Annotated in this window: 26 protein-coding genes and 1 riboswitch; of the genes, 13 read left to right on the forward strand and 13 right to left on the reverse strand. The window is 33.4% G+C overall.

The genetic code is table 11. The annotated features are described in order from the left end of the window. Positions 1 to 336 precede the first annotated feature (336 nt). The 5 genes from TX86_RS08360 (at position 337) to TX86_RS27600 (ending at position 4086) form a co-directional block, all read left to right on the forward strand. A complete protein-coding gene (locus TX86_RS08360; protein WP_052343596.1) occupies positions 337 to 2004 on the forward strand; it encodes an S-layer homology domain-containing protein in 1668 nt (555 codons plus the stop codon). Beyond that, entirely contained in the window at positions 2004 to 2255 is a 252-nt protein-coding gene (locus TX86_RS08365) for a DUF3006 family protein (RefSeq protein WP_042347964.1), read from the forward strand. The genes TX86_RS08360 and TX86_RS08365 overlap by 1 nt, the downstream gene beginning before the upstream one ends. Positions 2256 to 2527: 272 nt before the next feature. Then, positions 2528 to 2959 (forward strand): immunoglobulin-like domain-containing protein, encoded by a 432-nt coding sequence (locus tag TX86_RS08370; RefSeq protein ID WP_042347966.1) that lies wholly within the window; start codon positions 2528 to 2530, stop codon positions 2957 to 2959. A gap of 153 nt (positions 2960 to 3112) precedes the next feature. Next, positions 3113 to 3661 carry a GNAT family N-acetyltransferase gene (locus TX86_RS08375; RefSeq protein WP_042347968.1) on the forward strand — a complete coding sequence of 183 codons (549 nt, stop codon included), beginning with the start codon at positions 3113 to 3115 and terminating at the stop codon, positions 3659 to 3661. 329 nt (positions 3662 to 3990) lie between these two features. Next, entirely contained in the window at positions 3991 to 4086 is a 96-nt protein-coding gene (locus tag TX86_RS27600; RefSeq protein ID WP_369126215.1) for a CoA transferase, read from the forward strand. Positions 4087 to 4116: 30 nt separating this feature from the next. On the opposite strand, the gene TX86_RS08380 is transcribed toward TX86_RS27600, so the two are convergent. Continuing rightward, on the reverse strand, positions 4117 to 4329 hold the full coding sequence (locus TX86_RS08380) for a hypothetical protein (RefSeq protein WP_154663084.1): 213 nt from the start codon (positions 4327 to 4329) through the stop codon (positions 4117 to 4119). A 223-nt stretch (positions 4330 to 4552) separates the two neighbouring features. Between TX86_RS08380 and TX86_RS08385 the strand changes: the two genes are divergently transcribed. Continuing rightward, positions 4553 to 5422 (forward strand): carbon-nitrogen hydrolase, encoded by an 870-nt coding sequence (locus TX86_RS08385; protein ID WP_042347971.1) that lies wholly within the window; start codon positions 4553 to 4555, stop codon positions 5420 to 5422. A 202-nt stretch (positions 5423 to 5624) separates the two neighbouring features. Here the strand turns inward: TX86_RS08385 and TX86_RS08390 are convergent, their stop codons facing one another. Continuing rightward, entirely contained in the window at positions 5625 to 5912 is a 288-nt protein-coding gene (locus TX86_RS08390; protein WP_042347973.1) for a hypothetical protein, read from the reverse strand. Positions 5913 to 6782: 870 nt separating this feature from the next. On the opposite strand from TX86_RS08390, the gene TX86_RS27205 reads away from it, so the two are divergent. Then, entirely contained in the window at positions 6783 to 7019 is a 237-nt protein-coding gene (locus TX86_RS27205) for a hypothetical protein (RefSeq protein WP_230203595.1), read from the forward strand. Positions 7020 to 7678: 659 nt separating this feature from the next. Here the strand turns inward: TX86_RS27205 and TX86_RS08400 are convergent. Further along, on the reverse strand, positions 7679 to 8335 hold the full coding sequence (locus TX86_RS08400; protein WP_042347977.1) for a hypothetical protein: 657 nt from the start codon (positions 8333 to 8335) through the stop codon (positions 7679 to 7681). A gap of 234 nt (positions 8336 to 8569) precedes the next feature. Next, entirely contained in the window at positions 8570 to 10003 is a 1434-nt protein-coding gene (locus tag TX86_RS08405) for an amino acid permease (protein ID WP_042347979.1), read from the reverse strand. Positions 10004 to 10153: 150 nt separating this feature from the next. After that, a riboswitch (Lysine riboswitch) is annotated at positions 10154 to 10333 on the reverse strand. Positions 10334 to 10513: 180 nt separating this feature from the next. Here TX86_RS08405 and TX86_RS08410 point away from each other — a divergent pair. Further along, on the forward strand, positions 10514 to 10828 hold the full coding sequence (locus TX86_RS08410) for a DUF6509 family protein (RefSeq protein ID WP_336469854.1): 315 nt from the start codon (positions 10514 to 10516) through the stop codon (positions 10826 to 10828). Between the two features lie 51 nt (positions 10829 to 10879). On the opposite strand, the gene TX86_RS08415 is transcribed toward TX86_RS08410, so the two are convergent. After that, positions 10880 to 11344 (reverse strand): hypothetical protein, encoded by a 465-nt coding sequence (locus tag TX86_RS08415; RefSeq protein WP_042347983.1) that lies wholly within the window; start codon positions 11342 to 11344, stop codon positions 10880 to 10882. A gap of 198 nt (positions 11345 to 11542) precedes the next feature. Here TX86_RS08415 and TX86_RS08420 point away from each other — a divergent pair, with 198 nt between their 5' ends. Continuing rightward, on the forward strand, positions 11543 to 12565 hold the full coding sequence (locus TX86_RS08420; protein ID WP_042347984.1) for a hypothetical protein: 1023 nt from the start codon (positions 11543 to 11545) through the stop codon (positions 12563 to 12565). Positions 12566 to 12597: 32 nt separating this feature from the next. On the opposite strand, the gene TX86_RS08425 is transcribed toward TX86_RS08420, so the two are convergent. The 4 genes from TX86_RS08425 to mprF all read right to left on the reverse strand — a co-directional run bounded on the left by TX86_RS08425 (position 12598) and on the right by mprF (position 17128). Then, positions 12598 to 13551 (reverse strand): DMT family transporter, encoded by a 954-nt coding sequence (locus tag TX86_RS08425; protein WP_042347986.1) that lies wholly within the window; start codon positions 13549 to 13551, stop codon positions 12598 to 12600. Positions 13552 to 13644: 93 nt separating this feature from the next. Next, positions 13645 to 13776, reverse strand: a complete 132-nt coding sequence (locus TX86_RS27400; RefSeq protein ID WP_268258261.1) for a hypothetical protein — start codon at positions 13774 to 13776, stop codon at positions 13645 to 13647. A 308-nt stretch (positions 13777 to 14084) separates the two neighbouring features. Then, on the reverse strand, positions 14085 to 14459 hold the full coding sequence (locus TX86_RS08430; protein WP_042347988.1) for a nucleotide excision repair endonuclease: 375 nt from the start codon (positions 14457 to 14459) through the stop codon (positions 14085 to 14087). A gap of 83 nt (positions 14460 to 14542) precedes the next feature. Continuing rightward, a complete protein-coding gene (gene mprF, locus TX86_RS08435) occupies positions 14543 to 17128 on the reverse strand; it encodes a bifunctional lysylphosphatidylglycerol flippase/synthetase MprF (protein WP_052343597.1) in 2586 nt (861 codons plus the stop codon). A 281-nt stretch (positions 17129 to 17409) separates the two neighbouring features. Between mprF and TX86_RS08440 the strand changes: the two genes are divergently transcribed. From TX86_RS08440 to TX86_RS08450, 3 genes are all read left to right on the forward strand, one after another. Continuing rightward, the gene (locus tag TX86_RS08440; RefSeq protein WP_042347991.1) at positions 17410 to 18183 is read left to right on the forward strand and encodes an SDR family NAD(P)-dependent oxidoreductase; all 774 of its coding nucleotides are present in this window, start codon (positions 17410 to 17412) and stop codon (positions 18181 to 18183) included. 88 nt (positions 18184 to 18271) lie between these two features. Continuing rightward, positions 18272 to 18694 carry a PaaI family thioesterase gene (locus TX86_RS08445; protein WP_081707614.1) on the forward strand — a complete coding sequence of 141 codons (423 nt, stop codon included), beginning with the start codon at positions 18272 to 18274 and terminating at the stop codon, positions 18692 to 18694. 112 nt (positions 18695 to 18806) lie between these two features. Continuing rightward, positions 18807 to 19004, forward strand: a complete 198-nt coding sequence (locus tag TX86_RS08450; RefSeq protein WP_042347993.1) for a hypothetical protein — start codon at positions 18807 to 18809, stop codon at positions 19002 to 19004. Between the two features lie 61 nt (positions 19005 to 19065). Here TX86_RS08450 and TX86_RS25710 read toward each other — a convergent pair whose 3' ends face one another. After that, the gene (locus TX86_RS25710; RefSeq protein ID WP_052343599.1) at positions 19066 to 20262 is read right to left on the reverse strand and encodes a DUF5050 domain-containing protein; all 1197 of its coding nucleotides are present in this window, start codon (positions 20260 to 20262) and stop codon (positions 19066 to 19068) included. Positions 20263 to 20512: 250 nt separating this feature from the next. Here TX86_RS25710 and TX86_RS08460 point away from each other — a divergent pair, with 250 nt between their 5' ends. Beyond that, positions 20513 to 20947: a DUF2871 domain-containing protein gene (locus tag TX86_RS08460; protein WP_195892877.1), complete on the forward strand. Its 435-nt coding sequence runs from the start codon at positions 20513 to 20515 to the stop codon at positions 20945 to 20947. Positions 20948 to 21054: 107 nt separating this feature from the next. Here TX86_RS08460 and TX86_RS08465 read toward each other — a convergent pair whose 3' ends face one another. The 3 genes from TX86_RS08465 to TX86_RS08475 form a co-directional block, all read right to left on the reverse strand. Continuing rightward, the gene (locus TX86_RS08465; RefSeq protein WP_042347997.1) at positions 21055 to 21921 is read right to left on the reverse strand and encodes a fumarylacetoacetate hydrolase family protein; all 867 of its coding nucleotides are present in this window, start codon (positions 21919 to 21921) and stop codon (positions 21055 to 21057) included. Between the two features lie 108 nt (positions 21922 to 22029). After that, positions 22030 to 22542, reverse strand: coding sequence for a flavin reductase family protein (locus TX86_RS08470; RefSeq protein ID WP_042347999.1), 513 nt, complete (start codon positions 22540 to 22542; stop codon positions 22030 to 22032). A gap of 18 nt (positions 22543 to 22560) precedes the next feature. Then, positions 22561 to 24123, reverse strand: coding sequence for a phytoene desaturase family protein (locus TX86_RS08475; protein ID WP_042348001.1), 1563 nt, complete (start codon positions 24121 to 24123; stop codon positions 22561 to 22563). Positions 24124 to 24204: the final 81 nt, after the last annotated feature.

The following is a 24204-nucleotide window of genomic DNA, read 5'->3' on the forward strand; positions in this document are numbered from 1 at the left end:
CCTTTTTTAGAATATTCGAACAAATCAATTTTAAGAAATTGATGTAAATAAATAGGAGGGTTTTTGTAAAAATTTTTTTAAGAATAAGTAAAAAAGCACAATAAACCATATAAATGGGCATTAATCCCCTTAAAAATTTAATCTTTTATGTTGTTCTTGATATTACAGTTCAAGAACAACTAATTATGGAAAAAAGGTTTAATTCCTATATTTCACAAATGATTTTTCACTTTATCCTTATTATTTGAATGATGTAAAATGACTGTGAGGGTCTGGCTTTAAATTTTTCGTTAATTAAAAAGTAGATCACAGAATATCAAAGAGGGGAACAGAAGCATGAAGAAAAAATTCACATCGATTTTCTTGAGTTTTCTTTTATTAACGTGTTTTGCTGTGCCGAATGGACAGGCGGCAACGTTCAAGGATGTGTCAACTAGTTACACATTTTACGAAGAAATTAATTATTTAACAAGTAAGGGCATTATCACTGGTTATTCGGATGGTACATTCAAACCGAATGAGACTGTAACACGTGCGGCGGCAGTGATTATGATTGGGCGTGCGCTCGGATTGGACGGTGCACAGCGACCAACGAAATTTGCGGATGTAAGCAAGAGCAGTGTTGCTTCGGGTTACATTCAATCGTCTGTAGAAGCGGGCATTATTTCTGGATTCACGGATGGCACATTCCGACCGAATGAATCCGTTACACGTGGTCAAGTAGCGATTTTCTTAGTCCGTGCTTTTGGGTTGGAAGAAACAACGGACGTTACCTTTAAGGACGTTTCAATGAATTCAGCTGCTTATCCGTATATTGGCAAGCTGTTAGCTGCAAAAATTACTACCGGTTATTCAGATAATACGTATCGACCGAATATTGCCGTGACACGCGGTCAATTCTCGGCTTTCATGGCACGTGCGTTAAATCCAGCCTTTTTGCCGGGGACAAATAAGATGGATGTGTCATTTTTAAATGTTGGACAAGGGGATTCGATTTTCATTAAATTCCCGAATGACAAAACAATGTTAGTCGATGCCGGTCGCTCAGATAATGCAGTGGCTAAGGAATTAAATGCGTTGGGTGTAAAGTCGATTGATACGTTCGTGGCTACGCATCCGGATGCCGATCATATCGGTGGTGCCGATTATGTTATTAAAAATTATAATGTTAAAACCGTCATCGATTCCGGACAAGAACATACAACACAAACATATATTGATTATTTAGAAGCCATTGACGCAGCAGGTTCCACCTTTAAGGAGGCGGTGATTGGGCAAAATATTACCTTGGATTCTGATATAGATGTGAAAGTGCTATATGTCGACAACAAGGCGTCTGAATTGAATGATGGGTCGATTGTGTTGATGGTGACATACGGCAACATCGATTATTTATTGACAGGTGATGCAGGCACAGAGGTAGAAGCCAAGCTGGTAGCGAAGTATAATCTACAAGCCGAAGTGTTGAAAGTGTCGCATCACGGATCATCAACTGGATCATCACAAGCGTTCCTGAATGAAGTGAAACCGAAGTATGCGATTTTATCGTATGGCGAAAATAATAGCTACGGTCATCCGAATTCAACGGTTGTCAATCGTCTGAAAGCCGTCAATGCTACTATTTTGGATACAGTCAAAGGACCTATTAATACTTCAACGAACGGTCGAACTTTAACGGTAAACGGTGGTGGAACAGTGACACCAACGGCTTCTGTTAAAATTGTCAGCAAAGACTTGGCTGGTGAAATTGTCGGTATCCAAAATACCGGCACAACAAGCGTTAACTTGTCTGGTTGGAAATTAGTCAGCGTCCAAGGAAATCAAACGTATACCTTTGGGAATATCACAATCGATGCAGGAAAAACGATTTACATCACATCTGGACCGAATGCGAAAAATACGCCACCTTATTACAGATGGTCTACAGGAAACATTTGGGCGAACAGTGGCGATAAAGCCGAATTGTATAATGAGAATGGTGTGAAAGTGAGTGAGATGAATTAATGAAAACAGGTGCCTATACCGTCGAATCCATTGAAAATGGGCAAGTCAAATTGCTGTATAGGAAAGACGAGCTTATCGAAGAATTACTTCCTGTTGCAAGCTTTGATTTTGCCATCAAAGAAGGCGATCTCATCTCCATCCAATTAAAGGACGGAAAACGATGCATCACCTATCTTCAAAAAGAAACCGAAGACGTTAAAGCTTACGTCAAATCATTGCGCGAACAACTATTAAATCGAAAGCAGCAGTAATACAATACGTAAACGTACAGCGAATTTAATTAAATATACATTGAGCCCTTGTGGACTTGATAGGATAGCTTATATCTTTAATTACTAAGTAATAAAAGATATAAGCTCTTTTTTATGGTCTGTAGAGATTGTTACTCCTTAATTTAATTAATAAGATTCATATCAAAATGGTTTTATGCAAAAATCAGTTTATTTATCCTGATCTTTAGAAACTTAGATAATATATTTCTCGTCTAATAAATCATCTAATATTATGAGAGGAGACATTATTAATGATAAAGCATTATTTAGTTATTTTTTGCTTTATAGCGTTATTTCTTATACTAATAGGTTGTCAATCGAATGATTCTCTTACGGAAGAAGTGTCTACTCAAATACGTCCAAATTCGGTTAATGGAATCACTATATCAACCGAAAAAGTGAAATACTCCACATCATCGGAGATAATTACGGTTTTGATTCAAAATAACAGTAATAAAACATATACAACAGGCATACATATTTTTCTCGAGAAGAAAGTAGGTGATTTATGGTATGAAGTACCAATGAAAACAAACGATTTTACGGAACAAGGCAGGCTTCATCCTTCAGGCGAATTGTCGTCATTAAGTTTGAAAGTAGATGATTTGAGATATAAATTAACATCAGGTAAGTATCGGGCTACTATTAATGAGCTTGCTGCCCCATTTGAAGTTAAGGATTAAGATTTCGATTACAAAAATTTTATGTCTGTTAAGAAAGAATTTTAAAGAGGCTGCGAACAATAGCAGAAAATCAGAACTCGTTATGCAGCTAACGGAGCAGTTTAATTTAAGAAGGATTACTGTAGTATGTATGAAAGCTTGGAGGAATTTTGGATGCTCAATGTGGGAATTAGAAGACCTAAAATTGACGACATTAAACAGTTAAATGATTTTTTTAAAACAGTGATTACTGATACGTTTATCAAAGAAGGCATAGGAGAAAAATTGAATGATATTAATGATGAAATAGAAACTAAGAAAAAATACATAGAAAGTGATTTTGAAAGCAATGGTGAGAAAAGATTTTTCTTAATTGCTTTAAATGGAGACAAAATAATAGGGTCAATTGAATATGGCCCAGTAAGTAATCTCATAAAAAAATGTACAAACAATGCTTACAAAGGACTGATTGAGGTAGGTACAGTATTTGTTCATCCTGACTCCCAAAGAAATGGAGTAGGGAATTTATTATTGAAGGCAATTTATGATATTTTGCAAAAAAATAAAATCGAAGAATTTTGTTTAGATAGTGGATATAATAGTGCACAAAGAATTTGGAAAAAGAAATTTGGAGACCCCAATTACTTGTTTAAGGATTACTGGGGTTATGGGAATGACCATATGATTTGGAGAATAAAGATTAGTGATTGTATAACAGAATAAGTATTTCTTCTTTAATCGAGAAGCTAGGAGGCATTAATTCAAGAAGGATTAATGCCTTTTTCTGTTGAAGTCCTTATTGGACAAACGATGCAGGATAGCTCTATAAGGAAAGATCGTCTAGGCAACTTTATAGATAGGACGATTATTGACACAAAACTCCTTAATATTTTTCCTTTAACTCGTTTAATTTAGGATTTAGTACTTTTGTGTCGCTCAACATCATTTAACGGTGTATGAAAGCCTTTAAGAAAAGGGTGATAATTATGCAGGCTTTGGAAGACATCAAAGTGCTTGATTTATCTAGAACTCCAGCAGGTCATTATAGTAGCATGCTGCTCTGTGACATGGGAGCAGATATCATCAAGATTGAGCAACCTAGAGTAGGGGAGGAGTCAAGGCATTTCACTCCCATCATCTTGGAATAGGGAAAGTTGTTAGTATCTATCTTCTAATCGTTACAAGCGTAGTATCACAATCAATTTAAAAACAAGGGAATAGATATTTTTTATATCTTTTACTCCTACTCGACTGACCGCTGTAAGAAAAATATCATTCGCTATTGCGTGACCTCTCATAACAGTTTCCCAAGATGAATCAAATAGATTTTCTGGACGGTCAGCTGGACGGTCAGAATGAGGAATACCAATAGCTGTTTGATAAAACAACATTTAATTTCAAATTATTTGGTTAAGTTGTATAATTTTAGGTAATCAAGCAGGGATTTCAATTTAAACTGTCGAATTAGAACGAAATAGAGGAAGTACGAACTACTAATCAATTTTTTAGAGATCGTAGGCCTAAAACTTACAGTCTTCCTTCAAAAATGGAAGCAATCAACTTCTGATTTGTCATTAGAAAGTAAATGATTGATCTAAGAAAGGGAGATAAAAAATGGAAAAGGGAAAAATGAAAATAGCACTAATCCAACATAGGTGTGTAGAGAATCGTGAGCAGAATGTTACAACGGCTGAGAAATTAATCCGTGATGCAGCAGTAAATGGAGCACAAGTTATTTGTACAGAAGAACTATTTGGTGGTAAATATTTTCCACAAACAATTGATGTGAGTAAATATGAATGGGCGGAACCTATACCAGGACCTATATCAAATCGTATGCAAAAGCTTTCTGAAGAACTTAAAGTAGTAATCATCGTTTCTCTTTATGAATATGCCCGCGATGGTTTATATTTCAATACAGTTGTTGTTTATGAGGATGGAAACTGTTTAGGAAAATACAGAAAGCACCACATACCTGAAGGTCCACAATATATGGAGAAATTCTATTTTACAGAAGGAGATACTGGCTATCCCGTATTTAAAACAAAGTATGGAACGATCGGCGTACTAATTTGTTGGGATGAGTGGTTCCCTGAGCCATCTCGCATCCTTGCTTTAAAAGGTGCTGATGTTGTATTTTATCCATCTGCTATCGGTTCAGAACCGGACAATCCTGATTTGGATACGTCACAAACATGGATGGATGCCATTCGTGCACATGGAATTCACAATAATATGTTCATCGCAGCGGTCAATCGAGTAGGACAAGAAGATAGTGAAGAAGGATTTATGACATTTTATGGCCGCAGTTTTATAAGTGACCCTTGGGGAACAGTAATAAAAGAAGCTGAAACAAAAGAAGATGAAATTATAATGGCTGAGATTGATTTCACAGAAGTAACGCGTGCCCGCAATATTTTGCAATTTCACCGTGACCGTCGTCCGGATAGCTATAGTGAATTGTTAAAGCGCGTAATTGAATAGAAAATTGTAAGACGACCAATAAGTGTTCTGTAAAAAGTAAAAGAAGATAGAGTTTCATTATTGAATAGGATATCTTTTGAAAACTTCGAAGACACAATATACCGTGTGATAACTGAATCGAAGCGAATGGGGACAACAATCATGGACGTTTTATAAGCAGAAAAGGAATATTTCCTGCTTATATGCTTTAATTATATAGATATCAACGTGTATAAGGATTATCTTGTTCGTATTCCTCTAACTGCTCCTTAAAGGACAGTAGACTTCTACGATTTTGAAATGTTTTCACATCGAAATGTTTAGCGTATTTGCACATCATACAATTACAACTCAAATTATATTTAGAGAAACGTCCGGGTTCACGCAGTAAAGCAGAATTAGGTAATAGTTCCTCTAACGTCTCATCAAAATGGTTGTAATGCATTTTGTAGCGACTACGCACAATACGATTTCTTTGGTGTCTAAAATAAGCTCTTGAACGATTTTTCATCTAAGCACACTCCCTTGAATGGAACGTCTGCCTGGAAGGGTTCAAGGGTAGTACTCCCTTACAGGCAGACTATTTTATGCTTAGAAATAGGTTCGATTTCATATAAAACCTCCTCTAACTTAGTGTCGCTGTCCACCAATTGATAAATGAACTTAATTAGAATGTGTAATTTTAATTATATTCAAAAAATAGATTGTATGCGAGGAATATTGACTAGATAATCCTTGGATATCTCCAATTGAATACCTTTGATAGAGTCATAGCAACTTACTTATCTTAGAAGTTTATTGATTGAACTACCATATTCGGATAAATATCATTTGGAAAGGGATAGGCGTGTTTCTTTTTGGGTTGATTGCTTAGTGGGTGTAGCTAATAATTTTGTTCAAGGAATTGGATTCTTTGATAGCACACTTTTAACTTTAAATTATATGGTTCAAATTGGGTTGATAGCTCTGGGTAATGTTGCTGTTCTATGCTTCCTATTTCAAATGTTACCTAATAAAGTAGCTATTTTGGAGAGGGATTAAAGATTCTTCATTTAAAACACAATTAATTTCTCAACTGTACAGACTCTTACAAGGCGTTCAAATGAAAAGGAACGATTACGTCAATAAAAAGATTGTCTATTTACGTAAATAATTTGATGAGCAAATGATGACTCTGCAAGATCGTTTAACGCACTATCGACAAAATAACTTTGACAACAGGAACAGTGCCTTAATTATTCAAACGTACTCACAAAAAGAACATTTAAAAGATATCGTCAGAAAACACAGTATTCAAAAAGGCTTGCTCAACTCATTTTAGAACCAGTATAAAAGTAGAACAAAATTAGGTCGTATCATTCCAAAAGACGTTTATCAGCTTGTGAAGGACTATGAATATCAACATGGTAGACTAAATATTCAAAAACGAAAGGCGGATGGTCTTGTCGATTTTACAAGTGAACGTACAGCGGATAAGAGACGATTATCATGGTACAGATTCACTAGAAAACCTAATGAAAACGAAGGAGACAAGTTCTATTTCGTTTTTTTTGTTTCATTTCTCAATAATACGAACACTTATGGTTTAAAACAAATTAACATTCGTATTATTTCATAAAAAATGAACGTTCTTCAGCGACTGGATAAAACAATTATGTTGTAAAATACGAACAATATAAAAAGTATAGATGAAAGAGGAAATATCGACATGATGCTATTAAATTTCTATTAGGGCACAGTAAAAAAGACCATATCAAATATTATTTAAGAAGGAATAAGAAAAAATAAATCAATTAAGAATTTGAACTATTCCTTTTCTAAGAAGAAAGTAGATGATAAGGAAGAGGAAGCAACTTGAATCGTGTTGACAGATAAGTTTTTTTTCAATTTGAATATACGACAAATACTCATCAATTGCATTTTGCATATGCATGTACATGACCTCCAAAAAAGTTGATTATAAAGACTGAACCGCTAATTATAGACCGTACCTAACACTTAAAAGAGCATCATTGAAGATTATGTATATTAAATCGTCAATTATTTGTCCGTATAGAGGGGTGCTTTACTATAATGATTATTATGAGAACAAAGAACCTAGAGTTATTGTTCTGTTTAGATTTCATTCTAGTTTACATAATATATATTATAAGAAGCTATGTATCAAAAAGAAAATTCCGTCTCAAATAAAAAGTATACTATTGATAGTGAGACAAAACAGGAATTTTTTATTTAAATGAGCATTAACTTATAACTTTATAAATCATCCACAAGAAATTAATCTTCATCAATAAATTTCGTAATTTCAATCATAATTTTTTTAAGTATATTTAATGATTCAATAATATTATCTGATCGTTCCAGACTTTGATTTGTTCCAGTGATAAGTTTTGCAATCATGTTTTGATTTTCTTTTACTAAGTTAAATCGTTTTTCATTATAGTTTGGATCTACATTTCCAATAATGCTTAAACTTCTATGTGAACAGTTTCTCATTGTTAAAAATACTTCATCATTTTTTAATAACGGTGTTAACCATATTAATTTCGCTGTTTTAAATTCCTTTTTAGATATTAAGCTGCTTAAAGCTATTGTTCCTAATGATTTGCTAATTAATTGAAAACTTTCATAATTGTATTGTTTTAAAACAATTGTAATAACCGTATTAACATCATGTTTTAAAGCTTTTAATAGGTCTTCTTTCGTTTTTGCGTTAAAATGTTCTTGATCATAGCAATACTTTATGTGGAGAACATCAATATTGCTGTTGATATATACGGAGGTAATGTAATGAAATAATGGTTTCTCTATTGAATATTCGGCACCTGGTAAAAGAATTGCTAATCGCTTTGTATCACAATTCCCTCTCATTAGCGTGTAAGAAATATCAAAGTCTCGGTAACCTTTTGCTTTACAGTTTTGTATATCTATCATATATCTCCCTCCTCTTTCTTTAAACCAAACAGAACAAACGTTCTACACCTAAGAAAACGGCACTTTTTATGATGAAATTACCACATATATATGCTATTCAGCTTTTAATTTAACCTAATTTTTGTAAAACACTCATAAAAATCTGTTAGTGCTCGTTTCCCTTATACAGAACGTATGTTCTTATTGTATAAAAAAGAAAAACACCCAACTAGGTGCCTTTCTCAATTTAATGGATTAATTTTTTTTACTTACAGCATTTTTAATTGGAATGGTTGCTGATTCTTCTTTACGAACAAAACCATAGAATAGTATTCCACTTGCTAATAATGCCATACCTAGCATGAATGTTTTAAGATCTGATGTACCAGCTAATAAAACATATACAGCATACAATGTTGCTAGAATACCAATAATACCATCCATTACTCTTCCCTTACCATTTTCATACGTTTCACCTGTAAATACTAGCTTCACTTGGAATGTAGATGATATTAAGTAAGGTATTAAATACGATAACGTTGCAATGTAAATAATAAAATTAAATGCATCTGATATTGTATTAGATATCGTTGAGAAAATAAATAATTGTCCTAAAATATTAGTACATAATAATGAAAAAGTTGGTATACCCTTGCTGTTTTCTTTCATAAAACGAGGAATGAATAATCCTTGTTTTGCTGCAGCACTTGGTACTTCAGCAGCTAGCATTACCCAACCGATTGTTGAACCAATCAATGAAACTAATCCTAAAGCTGCTAGTAGTTTACCACCAATAGGCCCTAATACAGTTTCTATAGCATCAATTAAAGGTTTTTCTGATGTTACCAGTACATCTTGCGGTAATAAGCCCATTACAAGTGTACTAATTCCAATATAGATAGCTAATGTGATTAATAGTCCAAGAATTGTAGCTCGTTTTACATCTGATTGCTTCTTAGCTCTTGATGAGAATACAACTGCCGATTCGACCCCGATAAAGGCCCATAACGTAGCTACAGCGGCTGCATTTATTTGCCCTAACATTCCTACTGACTGTCCTACTTCATTCGTCTTATCAGCAATAAATGGCGTTACATTGGCAGCTTGAAAGGCTGAAAGTCCAATGATGATAAAGATAAAAAATCCAGTCACTTTAGCAGCTGTTGCAGCTAAGTTTACTTTACCAGCACCTTCAATACCTTTATGTACAAGGGCATGTGTTCCCCACAATACAATTGTACAAACTAAAAATGTTAGTGCATTACCTACTTTTAAATCAAAGCTACCTATCGTTACTAGTACTGCTTGGTTGGTCATGATTGGGAAGAACGTTGATAAATAACTTGCAAATGTTGTAATGATTGCGATGTTTCCTGCTAAGTTCCCAATCCAATATCCCCATGTTGCCATAAAGCCTGATAACGTAGCCGCTTGTGATCCTTTTTTAAATAATTCTTTAGCGTAAATTTGTGGGCCCCCGCTCAGTTCAGGTTTTCTTCGCCCTAAGTTTCCGAATACAAATGAAACGAATAGTACGCCTAAACCGGTGAATAACCATGCTAAAATAACTCCAGCTGGACTAGCCGCTTCTGCAAGAGAACGTGGTAGCATGAAAATGCCTGACCCGACCATGTTACCGACTACTAATGATGTTAAGATCCAAATACCTAATTTTTGATTTTTTCCCACCTGGAAGCTCTCCTCTAGTTTGTTTTTCATGAGATGTCTTTTCACCAGATGTTTATAAGTGATGGGTAGAGTTTTTCTAGAATAGCATAAAATAAAAAACACACCGAGAAAGTTGGTGTGTTGAAGACGCATAATATGCTGCACCAGACTTCATTGGATAGTTCATCATAGCTTTTGCTATGACAGTCCTGCACCTATTCGATACAGTCCCAGCTTTACTATAGTCAGAAATCCTATAGCGCTTCGGCGATGTTTCCTTTCAATAAACGTCATCAAGTTTTCTGTCTCTCGGTTTATTTACTCTTAAAAATCGCAACCTCTACCTCATCTTTGTCTGATGAGGAATCTTTTATTTAGAATATGTAAATATATTAGAATATGAATACGATTACGTCAAGTTTTTGAATTTTAGCTCTTTTTTTACTTTATTTTAGTTTTATGTAATTATAAGATTTTAAAAGGCAGACCCGCTTTTCTTATAAGCATTTTATCGCTATAATGAGTAATGCAATGGATGAAAGGATGATTATGATGATTTCTATTAACGAATATGAAGTGGAATTAATTAATGATGCATTTGGTATTTTACCAGGTAATCGATATGAATTTATTCTTTATTTAAATATTCCAGAAGATGATGAACTATTTCATGAAAATGGGGTTATGGCAAAAGTTATTTTTGTTGTCGATGAAGATAAAAAAGAATTAGTTAAATATGATTTATTTGAACAAGGTGAAAATACATATTTAGATTTTGAGTTAGAAGATGATGAGCTTCAATTAATTACAACGTTTTGTATGGAACATTATCAAGATGAAGAATAATAAAAAGCGCCAGTGACAATTTGTCTTCTGGTGCTTTTTATTATAATTAGTTTAAGCTGTAGCTGACATATAATTAATGCCAAATCTTCGTTCTATCTCCATGCATTGTAATATGACATTCTCGATGTTTTTTTGAATTTCTTCTTCGCTAAAATCATATCCTCTTTCAATGCCTTGTTTACTAAGCAGGAATGTATTGAAATACACATCCAAAAGTTTTATTTCTTTCATCAGTTCTCCATTAACATCTGATGGGAAGATTTGATTTTTTTTCATGTATTTACTCTTATACTTTTCGTACATTATCCCATCTACATCAGGGATTAATAAAGTAGTTTGGTACATATATATAACCGCTCCTTGGGCATAGCGATATAACTCTGGGTCAAGAAGTTCTTTCTTTACAATAGATTTATCTTTTCTTTCATTCTCATTTACTGATTGTTTATCATATGGTTTTTTCTCTTTTTCATGGTGCTTAAACTTATGAATAATTGCTTTGATTATTGCATTCATTTAGAGTCCTCCCATTATTTTTACTTATTATATATCCATAAAATAAGCTCTCAAACGCATTATGAGAATAAGTATTAAAAATTGAATAATTTTTATATTTTAAATTTTCGTTGCTCCTTTTTAAGGTTATATGATAATTATATATTGGACCTATTACACAATATTGTTATAGTTCAATACAAACATTGGAGGATCAAAATGAAAATTTTCATAGGAATAATTTGCGCAAGCCTTTCTTTAGCATTGCTGTCGGGTTGTTCAGAGAAAGATAACGCATTACAAAAAGGTTTAGACCTTTTAAAGGAAAAGAAATACTCGGAAGCGACAGCATATTTTGAAGATGCCGCTCATGATAAAGAGGATAAGCAAACTGCGAACTTATACATAAAACAAACTGAATTAATTATTCAAGCAAAGCAAGCCACTAACAGTGGTGATTATGACAAAGCCACCTCTTTATTAGAAACAGTTAAAAATATGAAAGATATTAACTTAGATTACGTAAATGTTGACTTAACTGATATGGAAGCACAAATAAAAAAAGGAAAAAATGAATTAAGTTATCAACAAGAATTAGATACAATCCGAACATTAATTGCAGATAAAGAATTTGAAACCGCTGAAAGTAAATTAGATACTTTAAAAAACCTAATCGAGCCAAATAGTAATATGTCAAAAAAAATAGATGAAGTAGCTAATTTGCTAATAGAGAAAAAAGATGCTGCACAAGTAACGGCTATTAAAAACACAGAACAACAAGAAACGGTAACTAACACGGATAGTCGCAGAACAGATACTGATACCTATACATCATATAGAAATACTCGCTTTGGCTTTTCTTTCAAATATCCGAGTTACCTTTCTACTATGGGAGAGGCGCCAACAAATAACGACGGAAGAAGATTTTCGAACGGAGAACTTGAAATCACAGCATCTGCTGGACATATTAATCTCCTAGAAGAAAACGAAACGATTCAAACGTATTATAATCGTGCTCTTTCTGATATCTCAGCACCTATTGCCTATCAAAAAGTTAGTGGTAATTGGTATGTTGTCTCTTATGAAAGTAATGGGATTATTACGTATCAAAAAGGAATTTTTGCGAACGACGCCATTAATACACTGGTCATCAAATACCCTACTAATGGGAAAGAAAAATATGATGAAGTCGTAACTGATGTAGCAAATTCATTTTTACCTGGACGCGGGTACGATAATTGATAACAAATGATACAAAAAGAGATATTCCCGGATCAGGAATATCTCTTTTCATTGATTTTTACTTTTATCACATCGACAATATTGACAATAATAATACCTGCTGCCACTAAAACAAGCCCTATTAATGCAGTCATACCTACAGCCTCATTTAGGAATGCCCCACTTAACATTACACCGAAGACAGGAATTAAGAAGTTAAATAATGTAACTTTCCCTACTGGATGATATTTAAGAATGTTATTCCAAAGTAAGAAACCTGTTGCTGACAGAAAGGCTAAATAAATTAGCATCAAGAGATCTTTTAGTGAAAAAGCAAAGAACGTAAAGTCTGTCATGATTACGCCTACTAGCAATAATAAGCTAGATCCAATAATCATGCCGTACCCTAATAAATAATGGGCACTTAAGTTTGTTAAAGCTCGTTTTGTTACAATATTTCCATATGCCGCAACAACAGTAGATGCTAATACAAACCATTCCCCATAACCGATTGTGAAAGTGACATCTCCTTTAGGGATGAAAGTAATCATTACACCAGCAAAACCAATTAAGAGTCCAATTACTTTCGGTAGGCTCAATCTGTCATTCTTCAATAAGAAATGGGCAAAAATGATTTGAAAGAATGATCCTGTTCCTGAAATAATACTTCCATGTGTCCCAGTTGCTCCACTTAAACCAATATAAAAGAATAAATATTGAAAAAATGTCATTAGAAGCGCTAATACCACTAGTATCTTTAATGAGGAAGCTTGATACTTCATTTCACTCTTTCTACCGATTATTGCATAGAAGATAAAAATAAGCACACCAGCCAAAAAGAATCGATAACCAGCAAATAAAATTTGTTCACCGATATCATTCGGGCCAATTTCTAAGTATTTATAACTTAGCTTGATAACTGGGAATGCACTTCCCCATAAAAAAGTTGCTATAATTGCTGAAAGTGCCATTCCCGCTGGATGACGAAAAAATGCTTCTGCACGCATAATAAAACCTCACTCTTTTAGTAAAACCCGAGATTCATCATACAATACATTTGCAAAATTTCATAGATATATAACTTAAAAGTTATTGTACTATTATAATTTAATAGAAAGAACTGTCTTTGCTAGTAATATAGTTGTTGCATCATCCATTGGTGGATTATGTAGTCCCGCTCTAACATCACGGTAATATTTCCCCGCCACTTTCCTGGCATAGTTAATTTTCATAAAGACCTTGTTCACTTCCTCCAAAGGCTTATGGAAGCGTTAATTAAGTATAGTCTGCCTCTTGAAGCTCTTTCACATTTTCAAACGGAAAAGTCTCTTGTTTCATCTAATTGATAAGCTCTTGCAGAAAAATTAGGTACTATTTGATCTAATTTATTAAGAGAGTTTTCTTTCCATTCATTCCGAATAAAGTTCATTTACGTACTCCACATTCTTATATCTCTCTTTTTCATTCTATGTTAATCATACCCAATTTTCCAGAATAATAAAAAAAGCTGACTACGTTAGTAGCCAGCTTCTATACAACATTATTTATAAAACACTTTATCGATATTATACTTCGCTTCTAGTGTATTCACGATATAAGTTTCGTAAATTTCTCTTTCCATTGAATCTTCTACGTAACATACCTCAATTGTATATACTTCATCACGATGTTTCTTCATTGGAGATACATTGTCTTCAAAATGCTTCTTAATTCGTTGTCTTAGCTTACGAGCTTTACCAACGAATAGCAATTCGTCATTAATATTATAAAACATAAAGATTCCGCCTTTATCGCGTGGGATAAGGTGAAAATCAATAAATCCGTAAATGTCTTTAATTTCAATATCGCCTGGTTTTAATACTTGTTTACGTTGTGTAATTGTTAAATCTGGATTTGGTATTTCAATTTTAATCACTTGTGTCACTTCCTCTTTATATATCAAGCTAAATAGTAACATATGAATGAAAGAAAAGCTAATATGGTTTTAAAATAATTCATTCAACTTGGTAAGGATTGCTTTTCTTGAACTTTCTTATGAACTTTTTTCGTTTTCTCTATTGGATTGCCTTTTCCAATCATTCTCGTAACAAGAATGATTGATGCAAATAAAGTTTTGTTTTTCCGAAACGCTAAGTATTTACCTTGCCACTTAGGATGGTACTTCCCTTTAAATCGTCTTAAACCACTAAAGCTGTACATATAACGAACATTATTAAAGATCGTACCCGCTATCCTTTCTGCTAAGAAAGATTCATTTTGTGTTCCTACATTAGATAGTGGAGCCATGCCTAAATTAAAGGTATGATATCCCTGTTCTTTAGCCCAGAAGATTAAATGTAAAAATAAAGTATCCATCGTTCCGACAGGCGCTTCAGGTAGATGCCTCATTAAATCGATTGAAATCTTGTTCTCATCATAAGCGGGCATTAGTGAGGCAAATGCTAATAATGTACCATTTACATCTCTTACTAAGCAAATAGGGCCTTCTTTAACATAGTCTTTGCAAAATACTCCCATTGAGAAACCTTTTTCTTTTCTTTTTCCTAGCCATTGATTTGAGACAATTTCCATTTCCTTCAACTGTTCATCTGTCACACAATTGAATAATTCAAATGTATAGCCCTCTCGATTAAAACGATTATAATTAGCTCTAAAGTTAGATTGTTTCTTGCCAGATATTGAGAAAGTATCAATATTCACACAAGCTTCTTCTCCTAATTTAAAAAACTGATAACCAAAATCATGATATAAGTGCATAGTTGATTGATCGATTTGATAAAAAACAACTACATATCCATAATTATTTGCTTCATTCATAAATTCATTTAAAACTAATGAATAAGAAGAATGCTCACCACTTGGATCACCTAAAACAACTAATCTGTTTCGATATTTTCTAAATAAAATTAAAGCTTTTCCGTTGCTAGAGAAGAACATTCTTTTATCACCCATATAACCTAGGTGAGTTAATGAATTCCCCTTATACTGCTGTAAAAATGAATGCAACTTTTCTCTATCGTAAGGTATGCCAAGATCTTTCACACGAATCTTTCGGAATATATAAGTACCTAAACCTATTAGAATCGGTACAAAACAAAGTGCGAAAATGGATGTTTCTAATACTTGTGGAAAACTACGGAAATCAGAAGCATTTTCAATGGTAGTTATACTAGTTCCCATCACGTAATACAATAGAATGACACCCGCTCCGATAATAGCAGAGAAAATATAATAAAAAAATGAAATTAACACACTTTCAATTTGAAATTGTTTACGTATGATTATTAAAATACCTATAATAACGGCTAAAATAATCGCTTCTTCATAATCAAAAGATTTTAATAAATGTGCTATACAGGAACCTATTAATCCAACCATAACAAAATAGTAGGATTTCTTTGTTCTATTAAAGATACCTCGTAAGTTTAATAAAATAATAACAGAAAACGTAAAAATAAGATTATAGCTAAAATTAGATACGCCTTTTGAAATTAATGGCGTTTGAAACGGAAGAATCAGAACAGACGCGATGTTTATCCATGCTGTGACGAAGAGTAAAATACATAACGCCCAATCCCAAAGCTTTGTTAACAATTCTCTATATAAAGCCCATACGACACCTGTTGTTTCAAGAGCAGGTCCAATAATTGGTTTACTTTCGATTTTACGTAAAGTACTACTAGAAAACTCCAACACCGTTAACAGTAACGATAACAAAAATGGAATAAAGAAATATACAATACGATACACCAATAAGACAGAAAGAATAGTTTCTTCATGATAACCATAAGAGCTCATTCCTATTAAAAAGGTTAAATCAAATGAACCAAAACCTCCCGGAACAAAGCTTATAACACCAAGAATAGATGCGATAACGAATACCCCTAGAACTACACTATATGACGTATCGATTTGAAACATTTCTAGCAATAGAAAAAGAATACTACCAGCACACAACCATTCTAATAATGAAACAATAGTTAGAGCACTTACTGTCTTGATAGGATTATTAAATGTTCTTGACGAAGGGTTCTTCTTTTCTCTAACAAAGGATGTAGCAAAGTAAATTGGCATAAGCAAAGCCATTCCGATTATAACGGGAAACATCCATGGTTTATTTTGCATCAAATTATTATCTGGGATTAAATTGATTAAAATTAAAAGTGCTAATATTGATAAACCCATTAAAGTTGCAGTAGTCGCCCATGTGATTCCAAATAGTAATTTTTTTGTATCTTTCGTATATGATCGGTAAATAGCATGTCTAACTGTAGCACCTGCCAGCCCCCCGAAGCCGAGCACAATATTCAAGCTGTTTGCAATAAATCCTATTCGTAAACATTTCTTCAATGGAACCGCTAATCCTAGACCTTTAATCATAGCAACATCATAAAATGCCATAACAAATACTGAGAGAAGCCCAAGAATTATCAATAAAGTTAATTCAGCACTTGAAAGAAGATGAATCGTCCGAATAGCTTCTCGTATAGAAATAGATTGCAATTCCGTTTTCGCATGATATATAACATACAAGATGACTAGTAAAGGTATTGCTATTTTTCCTATTTTCTTAATTTTGTCCATACACTCGTCCTTTCTTAATTGTTAAACATTTACTTCATTACTAAGAGATATAAAAATTGCACGAATGCAAATCTTTTCTACTTTTAATCAAAAGTTTCGCTAATGAATACCAAGCGTGCTAAACTTTAAATAAGTAATACATAAATTTTAACAAATATTTATATAATAGTTGTATTTAATTTTTACCAAGCGACTATTATTCTATATTTGTTTCTCGAAAGCAAACACTTTCCAATAAAAGTTAAACGCTTTCATTCTATTATTAAGTATTACTAAATGCAATGGGAAGAGGGAGAATACTATGGCAAAACAAAGTAGTATTAATTACTGGAACGGCTACGGGATTAGGTCGTTCATTATCCATTAAACTAGCAAGTCAAGGCTATCGCCTTTCTCTTGTTGACTTCAATGAAGAAGCGGGTCAAGAAACATTATCACTTGTTCAACAACAAGGTGCTGAAGCAATCTTTATTAAAGCAAATGTTGCTAATGAAGAAGAAGTACAAAATTATGTAAATAAAACAGTTGAACAGTTTGGCACAATTGATTACTTCGTTAATAACGCTGGTCTAATGGTTCCAATGCGATTAGTTCATGAATATGATTCAAGTGAATTTGATCGAGTTGTTAGCGTTAACTTAAAAGGTGTATTCCTTGGTTTAAAATACGTTATTCCTGTTATGCTAGAAAACGGTGGCGGTAATATTGTTAATACTGCTTCTTCAAATAGCTATAAACCAACAGCTTTCAACGGTCTATACTCTGCAACAAAACACGGTGTAGCCGCTCTAACTAAATCAATTGGACAAGATTATCAAGATTTAGGAATTCGCGCAGTAGGTGTTGCACCTAACACAATGCTCACTGCTATCGGATCTAAAGCTGTAACAACCTTAGATCAAAATCGTTTAGCTAAACTACAAGCTTCTACAGGACCTAATATTCCTGCAACCCCTGAAGATGTTGCTGATACAGTCATTTTCGCATTAACAACAGGAGCTAATATGTTAAACGGAACAATTGTAAACTGTGCTGGCGGAGAAATTTTCAACTAATTAGACTAAACATATATAACAATCAGCCCATTTCCAATTTAAAACGGAAGCGGGCTGTTTTTATCTAAATATGAAAGGAGATATTATTTTGGGAGAAATATATAAAGCAAAAGATTTAATGAAAGTAATCTCAGATGGTGTTCCTGCTCCTAATTGTGATATAACCCTACAAATTCAAGCGAACTATGCATACGAAGGAACCGCTCGAGGAATTTGGAAAGTGGACGAGAAATTTATTAATGGGATTGGCGTGGCTATGGGAGGATTTATTTCATCAGCTGCCGATATTATGATGGCCTATGCAATTGCTTCTAAACTCCAAGATAATCAATCATTTGCTTCAATAGATTTACATACCACATTTCACAAACCCGTTTCTCAAGGAGAAGTATTAGTTGAAGCAAAGGTTGAGCGAATGGGAAAACAAATAGCCTATGTACTCGCCGATTTATATCAGCAAGATAAAAAAGTTGCCAGTGTCGTTTCTTCCGTCATTATTATCAATAATTAACTCCTCTAGTACACACCTACAACTTATTAACCTAAAACATCAATCATTTTTCATGCCCCTTTCTTACAAAGGTAGTATGATTAATAAAGTAATACAAACATGGGGGTATATCATGACACATTGTAAAGAATGCTTTGATGGCAAAATAATTGATGAACAACATCCAGATTATGATACGTTAGACCAAGAATTAATTCGTTTAATTGATGGTGGTCAATTCTCCTACTATGCTGCATTTAAACGAGCGACAAGACTTTACCCAGCTGTTAAGGATTGTCCAGAATGCAATGGTACTGGTAAAGCAGAATAAATAAAAGAAGCTCCTTATGTCTTTTTATCAATAAGGAGCTTCTTTTAATGTTCAATAAGATTTAAATACGTATCTTTTCTAACCGACCCTTGTCTTTATTCGTGTAGTATAAATAGCTTTCTTGTATATACAAATCGATGGAATGCACTTTATTCATCTTTGTTAAGCCCGTTCCTTGAATAGTTGCTTTATATAAATATCCACCTTGAGAGTAATTACTAAAATAAATGGTTTTATCTTTAATAACAAAATACGGCGCTCTTGCATTCAAGATTTTCACTTTCCCGCTTCCATCTTTGTTTATTCTATATAATTTTTCACTATCATTACTGTTACTATAATAATAGTAATTCTCAGTTTCTTGAAAGCTACTCATTTCTCGTAAGTAAGCGTACTTATCTACGTTTGCATTTGGAAACTCATTACTTTTCCAAGCATGGTCTTTTTTCAAATAAGAAGTTGGAACTAAGAAATACTTGTAACTAATTCTCCCTTTTCGATTTGGTACTGGATCATCCCATGTTGTATCTATATAATAGTACTCCCCATCAATATTTACTAAATTCCACGCATGCAGTCCTGTATTCACCGTTCCAGTCACATAATATGTTTTGATTCCTACACGTTCTAATAATAATTTCATCGCTTTCGCGTATCCATCACAAACTGCGATTTTATTAATTAACAAACCATACGCATTGTAAGAAGCATCCGGAATAGTATTATTTACAAAATTCGCATAATCGTATGCACTATTTAATACAACATAATCATGAATAGCTTTCACTTTTTCAAAATCAGATGCACGGTCATTTATCGTAGAGTCAATAATAGATTCAACCTGCATATTTAATTGCTGAACCATTTTTTTAATCGTGGCTTTAGAATACTTATACTTTAATTCAATTTTCCCGCTTGAATAAAAAAGTGTCCCTTTATACTGGAAATAAAATATTTCTGGATGGTCAGCTAATACCTTCGTTAAAATAGGCCCAACTTCCTTATAAGAAATATTTTTTGAAGGAAAAGTTGTAGTATCTTGATAATTCTTTAATGCATTTAATATATTAGTATATGCTATATCATAAGCGGATTGATTGCTAACCGCTGTCTTTTTCCCATTTATGTTTACTGTAGGAGTTCCTTGAGATAAATGTGCTGTATCATCAATATTTCTCGCTTCAATAGGAAAATCAAATAAAAAGATATATGATAAACTCAAACATAATATTGTAACTACCTTTATTAAAAATCGCACAAGCCACCTCCAATAAATCCTATTACAGTTTAATAATACCATATAGAAATAATTACTTGTTTGTTTCTGCGTAATTATTTATGTAATACTTTACAAATATTATTAAAATAAAATATTTGTAACCTATTGTTCATGTTTCGTTCATAAAAGTAGGCTATGATTATATCAGAATGTTTTTGTAGATATAGTTGTGGGAATAAATACTATATACTATTAATATAGAATATACATATAAGGGAGAGCTTTCATCATGAAAAAGTTATTTAATTCCGCTTTTATTTATTTAGTGGTCGCGTTAATTAGTGGTGTATTATTTAGGGAGTTTACAAAAATTCTAGGTGTAACTGACACAACAGCATTAGGAAAAGTTCATGGGCATCTGCTAACACTTGGATTTATGATGTTCTTAATTTTCCTAGTACTTGACAAGTGCTTCAAACTTTCAGAGGCTAAAAATTTCAACTTATTTTTTATCCTCTACCATATCGGTTTAGTAGTCAGCGTTGCTTCAATGCTTACTAGAGGTATTACAAGCGTACTTGAAATTAACGGATCATTAACTCTATCAAATGGATTAGATGCTGCGATTTCTGGTATTTCTGGGCTTGGACATATTATCTTAACAATTGGTCTAGTACTTTTTATGTTCATCTTAAAAAAACAAATCGAAAATCAAAAAGCATAATAAAAAGTGCTATGTATGGCAGGTTATCCTTCATACATAGCACTTTTTTTCGTCATCTATTGAAATACTGTTTGTAAAGTATTATCTTCAGCAGAATGAATTGGCTCTTACAATTGTGTTGCAAACAGTTTTTTTTCTGCTTTTACTTTGTTGCTAAGCGTACCGATCTTATTAACCTCTACTTCTACAATGTCGCCGTCCTTTAAAAAGACTTGTGGATTTCGTTTAAGGCCTACCCCTCCAGGTGTTCCTGTAACGATAACATCTCCAGGATTTAAAGTAGTAAAAGTTGAAATAAAAGCAACTAATTTTTGAATTGGGAAAATCAACATTTCCGTCGTTGATTTCTGCATTACTTCGCCGTTCACCCTAGTTTCTATGGATAATACCTCTCCATCACTTATTTCATCCTTAGTAACCATAACTGGTCCAAAGGCACCTGTTCCATCAAAGTTTTTACCTGGTCCCCATTGATCAGTACGAAGTTGCCAATCTCTAATTGAGCCATCATTATAACAAGAATATCCTGCTACATATTCAAAAGCATCTTCTTCTTTAATTCTTCTTCCACCTTTTCCAATAATAACGGCAATTTCTCCTTCATAATCAAACATGCTAGATTCTTTTGGTAAGACTAAATTAGCTTGATGACCAATTTGAGAATCAGCTACTCTGAAAAAGATAGTTGGATATTCCGATTCTTCACGACCTACTTCTTTTAGATGCTCGTGATAATTAAGTCCAACACAAATTATTTTACCTGGATTAGGAATTACCGGTAAAAACGAAATCTCCTCTGTAGAATAGTCGATATGATCAACATCGATATTCAGTTTCTCTATCTCATATGTTTCGATGAATGATTTTAAGTCCTTGTATTTATTACCAAATCTTTTCTTTAAATCGATAATACCTTCTTCTACAAGAACTCCAAAACTCTCAGTATTTTTATAAATAAAGCTTGTAAGTTTCATTTTTAACGGCTCCTTTAATAGTTAGATATGTCTTATTTATTCGACTTTGTACTTTTTTATTAGTCGTATAACTTAATAGTTAAAATCTTAACTATTTAAAAGACAGCATTATACAGATTGTTTAGAAGTATAGAATTCCTTAGGAATAGCTCCAAATACTCTACGGTGATATAACATTGGATCTTTTTCTATATCTACTCTAAGATCCACAACTTCGCCAATTAAGATAGTATGGTCACCTGCTTCAATTGCTTTAAATGTTTCACATTCAAATACACCAAAAGCACCATCAATAATCGGTAACCCATTATTAGATAGCTTCCAATTACATGTACTAAAACGATCATCGTGCTTACTTGCAAATGTTTTACAAAGCTCTTGCTGTTCTTGTGCTAGTACATGGACCGCAAATTTCCCACATTCGGTAAATGCTTTAAGTGAAGATGAACGATGATCAATTGACCAAAGAAGGAGCAGAGGATCAAGTGATACAGAAGCAAATGAATTAACAGTTAAACCAACCGGAACTCTATTCTCATTAGTGGTAGTGATAATCGTAACCCCAGTTGGATAATTACCCATAATTTGTTTGAAAACTTCTTGTTTCTCGCTTATTTGCATACAATAACACTCCTTTTTTTATTTAATTTGTTGAGCTGCTAAATAACCGGACGTTCCACCAAGCCCAGGACCTGGATGAGTGGAGGCTCCAATATGAAACAAATTCTTAACAGACGTAGTGTGTTTTTTATATTTGGAAGTGGGTCTCCATAGTAATGATTGATTAAGAGATGCTATACCAGAGTATGGATCACCACCTACTAAATTAACATTAGATGATTCTAATTCAGTTGGAGAAATGATTTTTCTATTCAGTATAATGTCTTTAAAATTGGGAGCGTGTTTACTTATACGATTTTCAATCCTATCGACATATGCTTCAATGACCTTTTGGTTATAGCCATTAGATGTATCAATTTCACCTAAAGCATCTCCTCTCAGTTTTTGAGGCATTTCTAACAATTGAACCCAAAGTGTATGTTTTCCTTTTGGTGCTCGACTAGGATCAAGCGCAGTATGTTGTCCAACAGCTATGGTTGCTTCTTTTGGAAGAAGACCATTATAAGCTTCATTGAACGATTGACTTACTCCATTAACCCCACTTGTTATATTAATCATGGCTGCCTTAGATAAATTGTCATTTGTCCATTTTAAAGGGGCATTTAATGCATAATGTATTTGCATAGACGCATTTCCGTACTTATAGTTTTTAATGTCTTCTCTCACAGACTCATGTATTGACGTTCGTCTCAATAGCTTTTCATATAACTGATGAGGAGTTACATTTGCAAGAACATACTTCGCAAAATACTTTTGCTTATAAGTCTTAACTCCCTTCACATTGCCATCTTCAACCAAAATTTCATCAACATTCTCGTTAGTAATAAATGTACCGCCATTGTTTACAACAATAGTCATTAATGCCTTAACTAGCTGGTCTCCTCCTCCAACAGGGATCGGACTTCCAGCAGATTCAAGAGAAAACATTAAAACTTGTATCATAATATTGCCTGCAGCATCATTCGGACCAAGTCCTGTATGTAATATCCAAGGTGCAAATAGCGCCTTAATCAAATCACTATCAAAGTAATCTAGTAAATGATCTGCTGACTTAAGCATATTTCCAATTTGTCCGTTAAATTCTCTTATTCCATTTTTTCTTACCAGTTTTAATAGTTTACTTATAGAGGACAAAGCTGTAGGCTCATTATTCAACATATGAAAGACGAACTCGGAAATATTCTCGAAATTGTTCATTAATTGATGATATTTATCTCCTTCTCCAGTAGCTATTTGATTAAAGTATTGAACATTTTTTTCTCGATTAGTATAAAGTACGGCACTTTCATTATTTGGCATAATGACTCCAGTTGGAATAGTAGTATTTACATAGGTGAGGCCATTCCGCTCCAAGTCTTCCTTTAATTCAACATACGCAGGACCGGAAACAAACAAAGGATGCCATCCCGAAAATACATCTGTCTTAAATCCTGGTGCGATTAGCTCTTCTGTTTTAATACATCCTCCTATCCAATCATTTTTTTCTAAGACTAAAACTTTGTGTTTCTTTTTGGATAAGATTGCTGCCGCGGTTAATGAATTTATTCCACTGCCGATTATCACTACATCATAGTGGTTCACTAATTCACCCCCAATTCCGCTTACTCCATATAAGAACTCTACACAATTAGATTAATTTTTTATGTTAACTTATTAACATTT

The organism is Bacillus massiliigorillae (assembly GCF_000380245.2).
GTDB lineage: Bacteria > Bacillota > Bacilli > Bacillales > DSM-1321 > Bacillus_AD > Bacillus_AD massiliigorillae.

What these genes read in the sequence shown, in the direction of transcription:
- TX86_RS08360 (WP_052343596.1), top strand. Translation starts at nt 337, where the DNA reads ATGAAGAAAAAATTCACATCGATTTTCTTGAGTTTTCTTTTATTAACG.
- TX86_RS08365 (WP_042347964.1), top strand. Translation starts at nt 2,004, where the DNA reads ATGAAAACAGGTGCCTATACCGTCGAATCCATTGAAAATGGGCAAGTC.
- TX86_RS08370 (WP_042347966.1), top strand. Translation starts at nt 2,528, where the DNA reads ATGATAAAGCATTATTTAGTTATTTTTTGCTTTATAGCGTTATTTCTT.
- TX86_RS08375 (WP_042347968.1), top strand. Translation starts at nt 3,113, where the DNA reads ATGCTCAATGTGGGAATTAGAAGACCTAAAATTGACGACATTAAACAG.
- TX86_RS27600 (WP_369126215.1), top strand. Translation starts at nt 3,991, where the DNA reads ATGCTGCTCTGTGACATGGGAGCAGATATCATCAAGATTGAGCAACCT.
- TX86_RS08380 (WP_154663084.1), bottom strand. Translation starts at nt 4,329, where the DNA reads ATGTTGTTTTATCAAACAGCTATTGGTATTCCTCATTCTGACCGTCCA.
- TX86_RS08385 (WP_042347971.1), top strand. Translation starts at nt 4,553, where the DNA reads ATGGAAAAGGGAAAAATGAAAATAGCACTAATCCAACATAGGTGTGTA.
- TX86_RS08390 (WP_042347973.1), bottom strand. Translation starts at nt 5,912, where the DNA reads ATGAAAAATCGTTCAAGAGCTTATTTTAGACACCAAAGAAATCGTATT.
- TX86_RS08400 (WP_042347977.1), bottom strand. Translation starts at nt 8,335, where the DNA reads ATGATAGATATACAAAACTGTAAAGCAAAAGGTTACCGAGACTTTGAT.
- TX86_RS08410 (WP_336469854.1), top strand. Translation starts at nt 10,514, where the DNA reads ATGGATGAAAGGATGATTATGATGATTTCTATTAACGAATATGAAGTG.
- TX86_RS08415 (WP_042347983.1), bottom strand. Translation starts at nt 11,344, where the DNA reads ATGAATGCAATAATCAAAGCAATTATTCATAAGTTTAAGCACCATGAA.
- TX86_RS08420 (WP_042347984.1), top strand. Translation starts at nt 11,543, where the DNA reads ATGAAAATTTTCATAGGAATAATTTGCGCAAGCCTTTCTTTAGCATTG.
- TX86_RS08425 (WP_042347986.1), bottom strand. Translation starts at nt 13,551, where the DNA reads ATGCGTGCAGAAGCATTTTTTCGTCATCCAGCGGGAATGGCACTTTCA.
- TX86_RS27400 (WP_268258261.1), bottom strand. Translation starts at nt 13,776, where the DNA reads ATGAAAATTAACTATGCCAGGAAAGTGGCGGGGAAATATTACCGTGAT.
- mprF (WP_052343597.1), bottom strand. Translation starts at nt 17,128, where the DNA reads ATGGACAAAATTAAGAAAATAGGAAAAATAGCAATACCTTTACTAGTC.
- TX86_RS08440 (WP_042347991.1), top strand. Translation starts at nt 17,410, where the DNA reads ATGGGAAGAGGGAGAATACTATGGCAAAACAAAGTAGTATTAATTACT.
- TX86_RS08450 (WP_042347993.1), top strand. Translation starts at nt 18,807, where the DNA reads ATGACACATTGTAAAGAATGCTTTGATGGCAAAATAATTGATGAACAA.
- TX86_RS08460 (WP_195892877.1), top strand. Translation starts at nt 20,513, where the DNA reads ATGAAAAAGTTATTTAATTCCGCTTTTATTTATTTAGTGGTCGCGTTA.
- TX86_RS08465 (WP_042347997.1), bottom strand. Translation starts at nt 21,921, where the DNA reads ATGAAACTTACAAGCTTTATTTATAAAAATACTGAGAGTTTTGGAGTT.
- TX86_RS08470 (WP_042347999.1), bottom strand. Translation starts at nt 22,542, where the DNA reads ATGCAAATAAGCGAGAAACAAGAAGTTTTCAAACAAATTATGGGTAAT.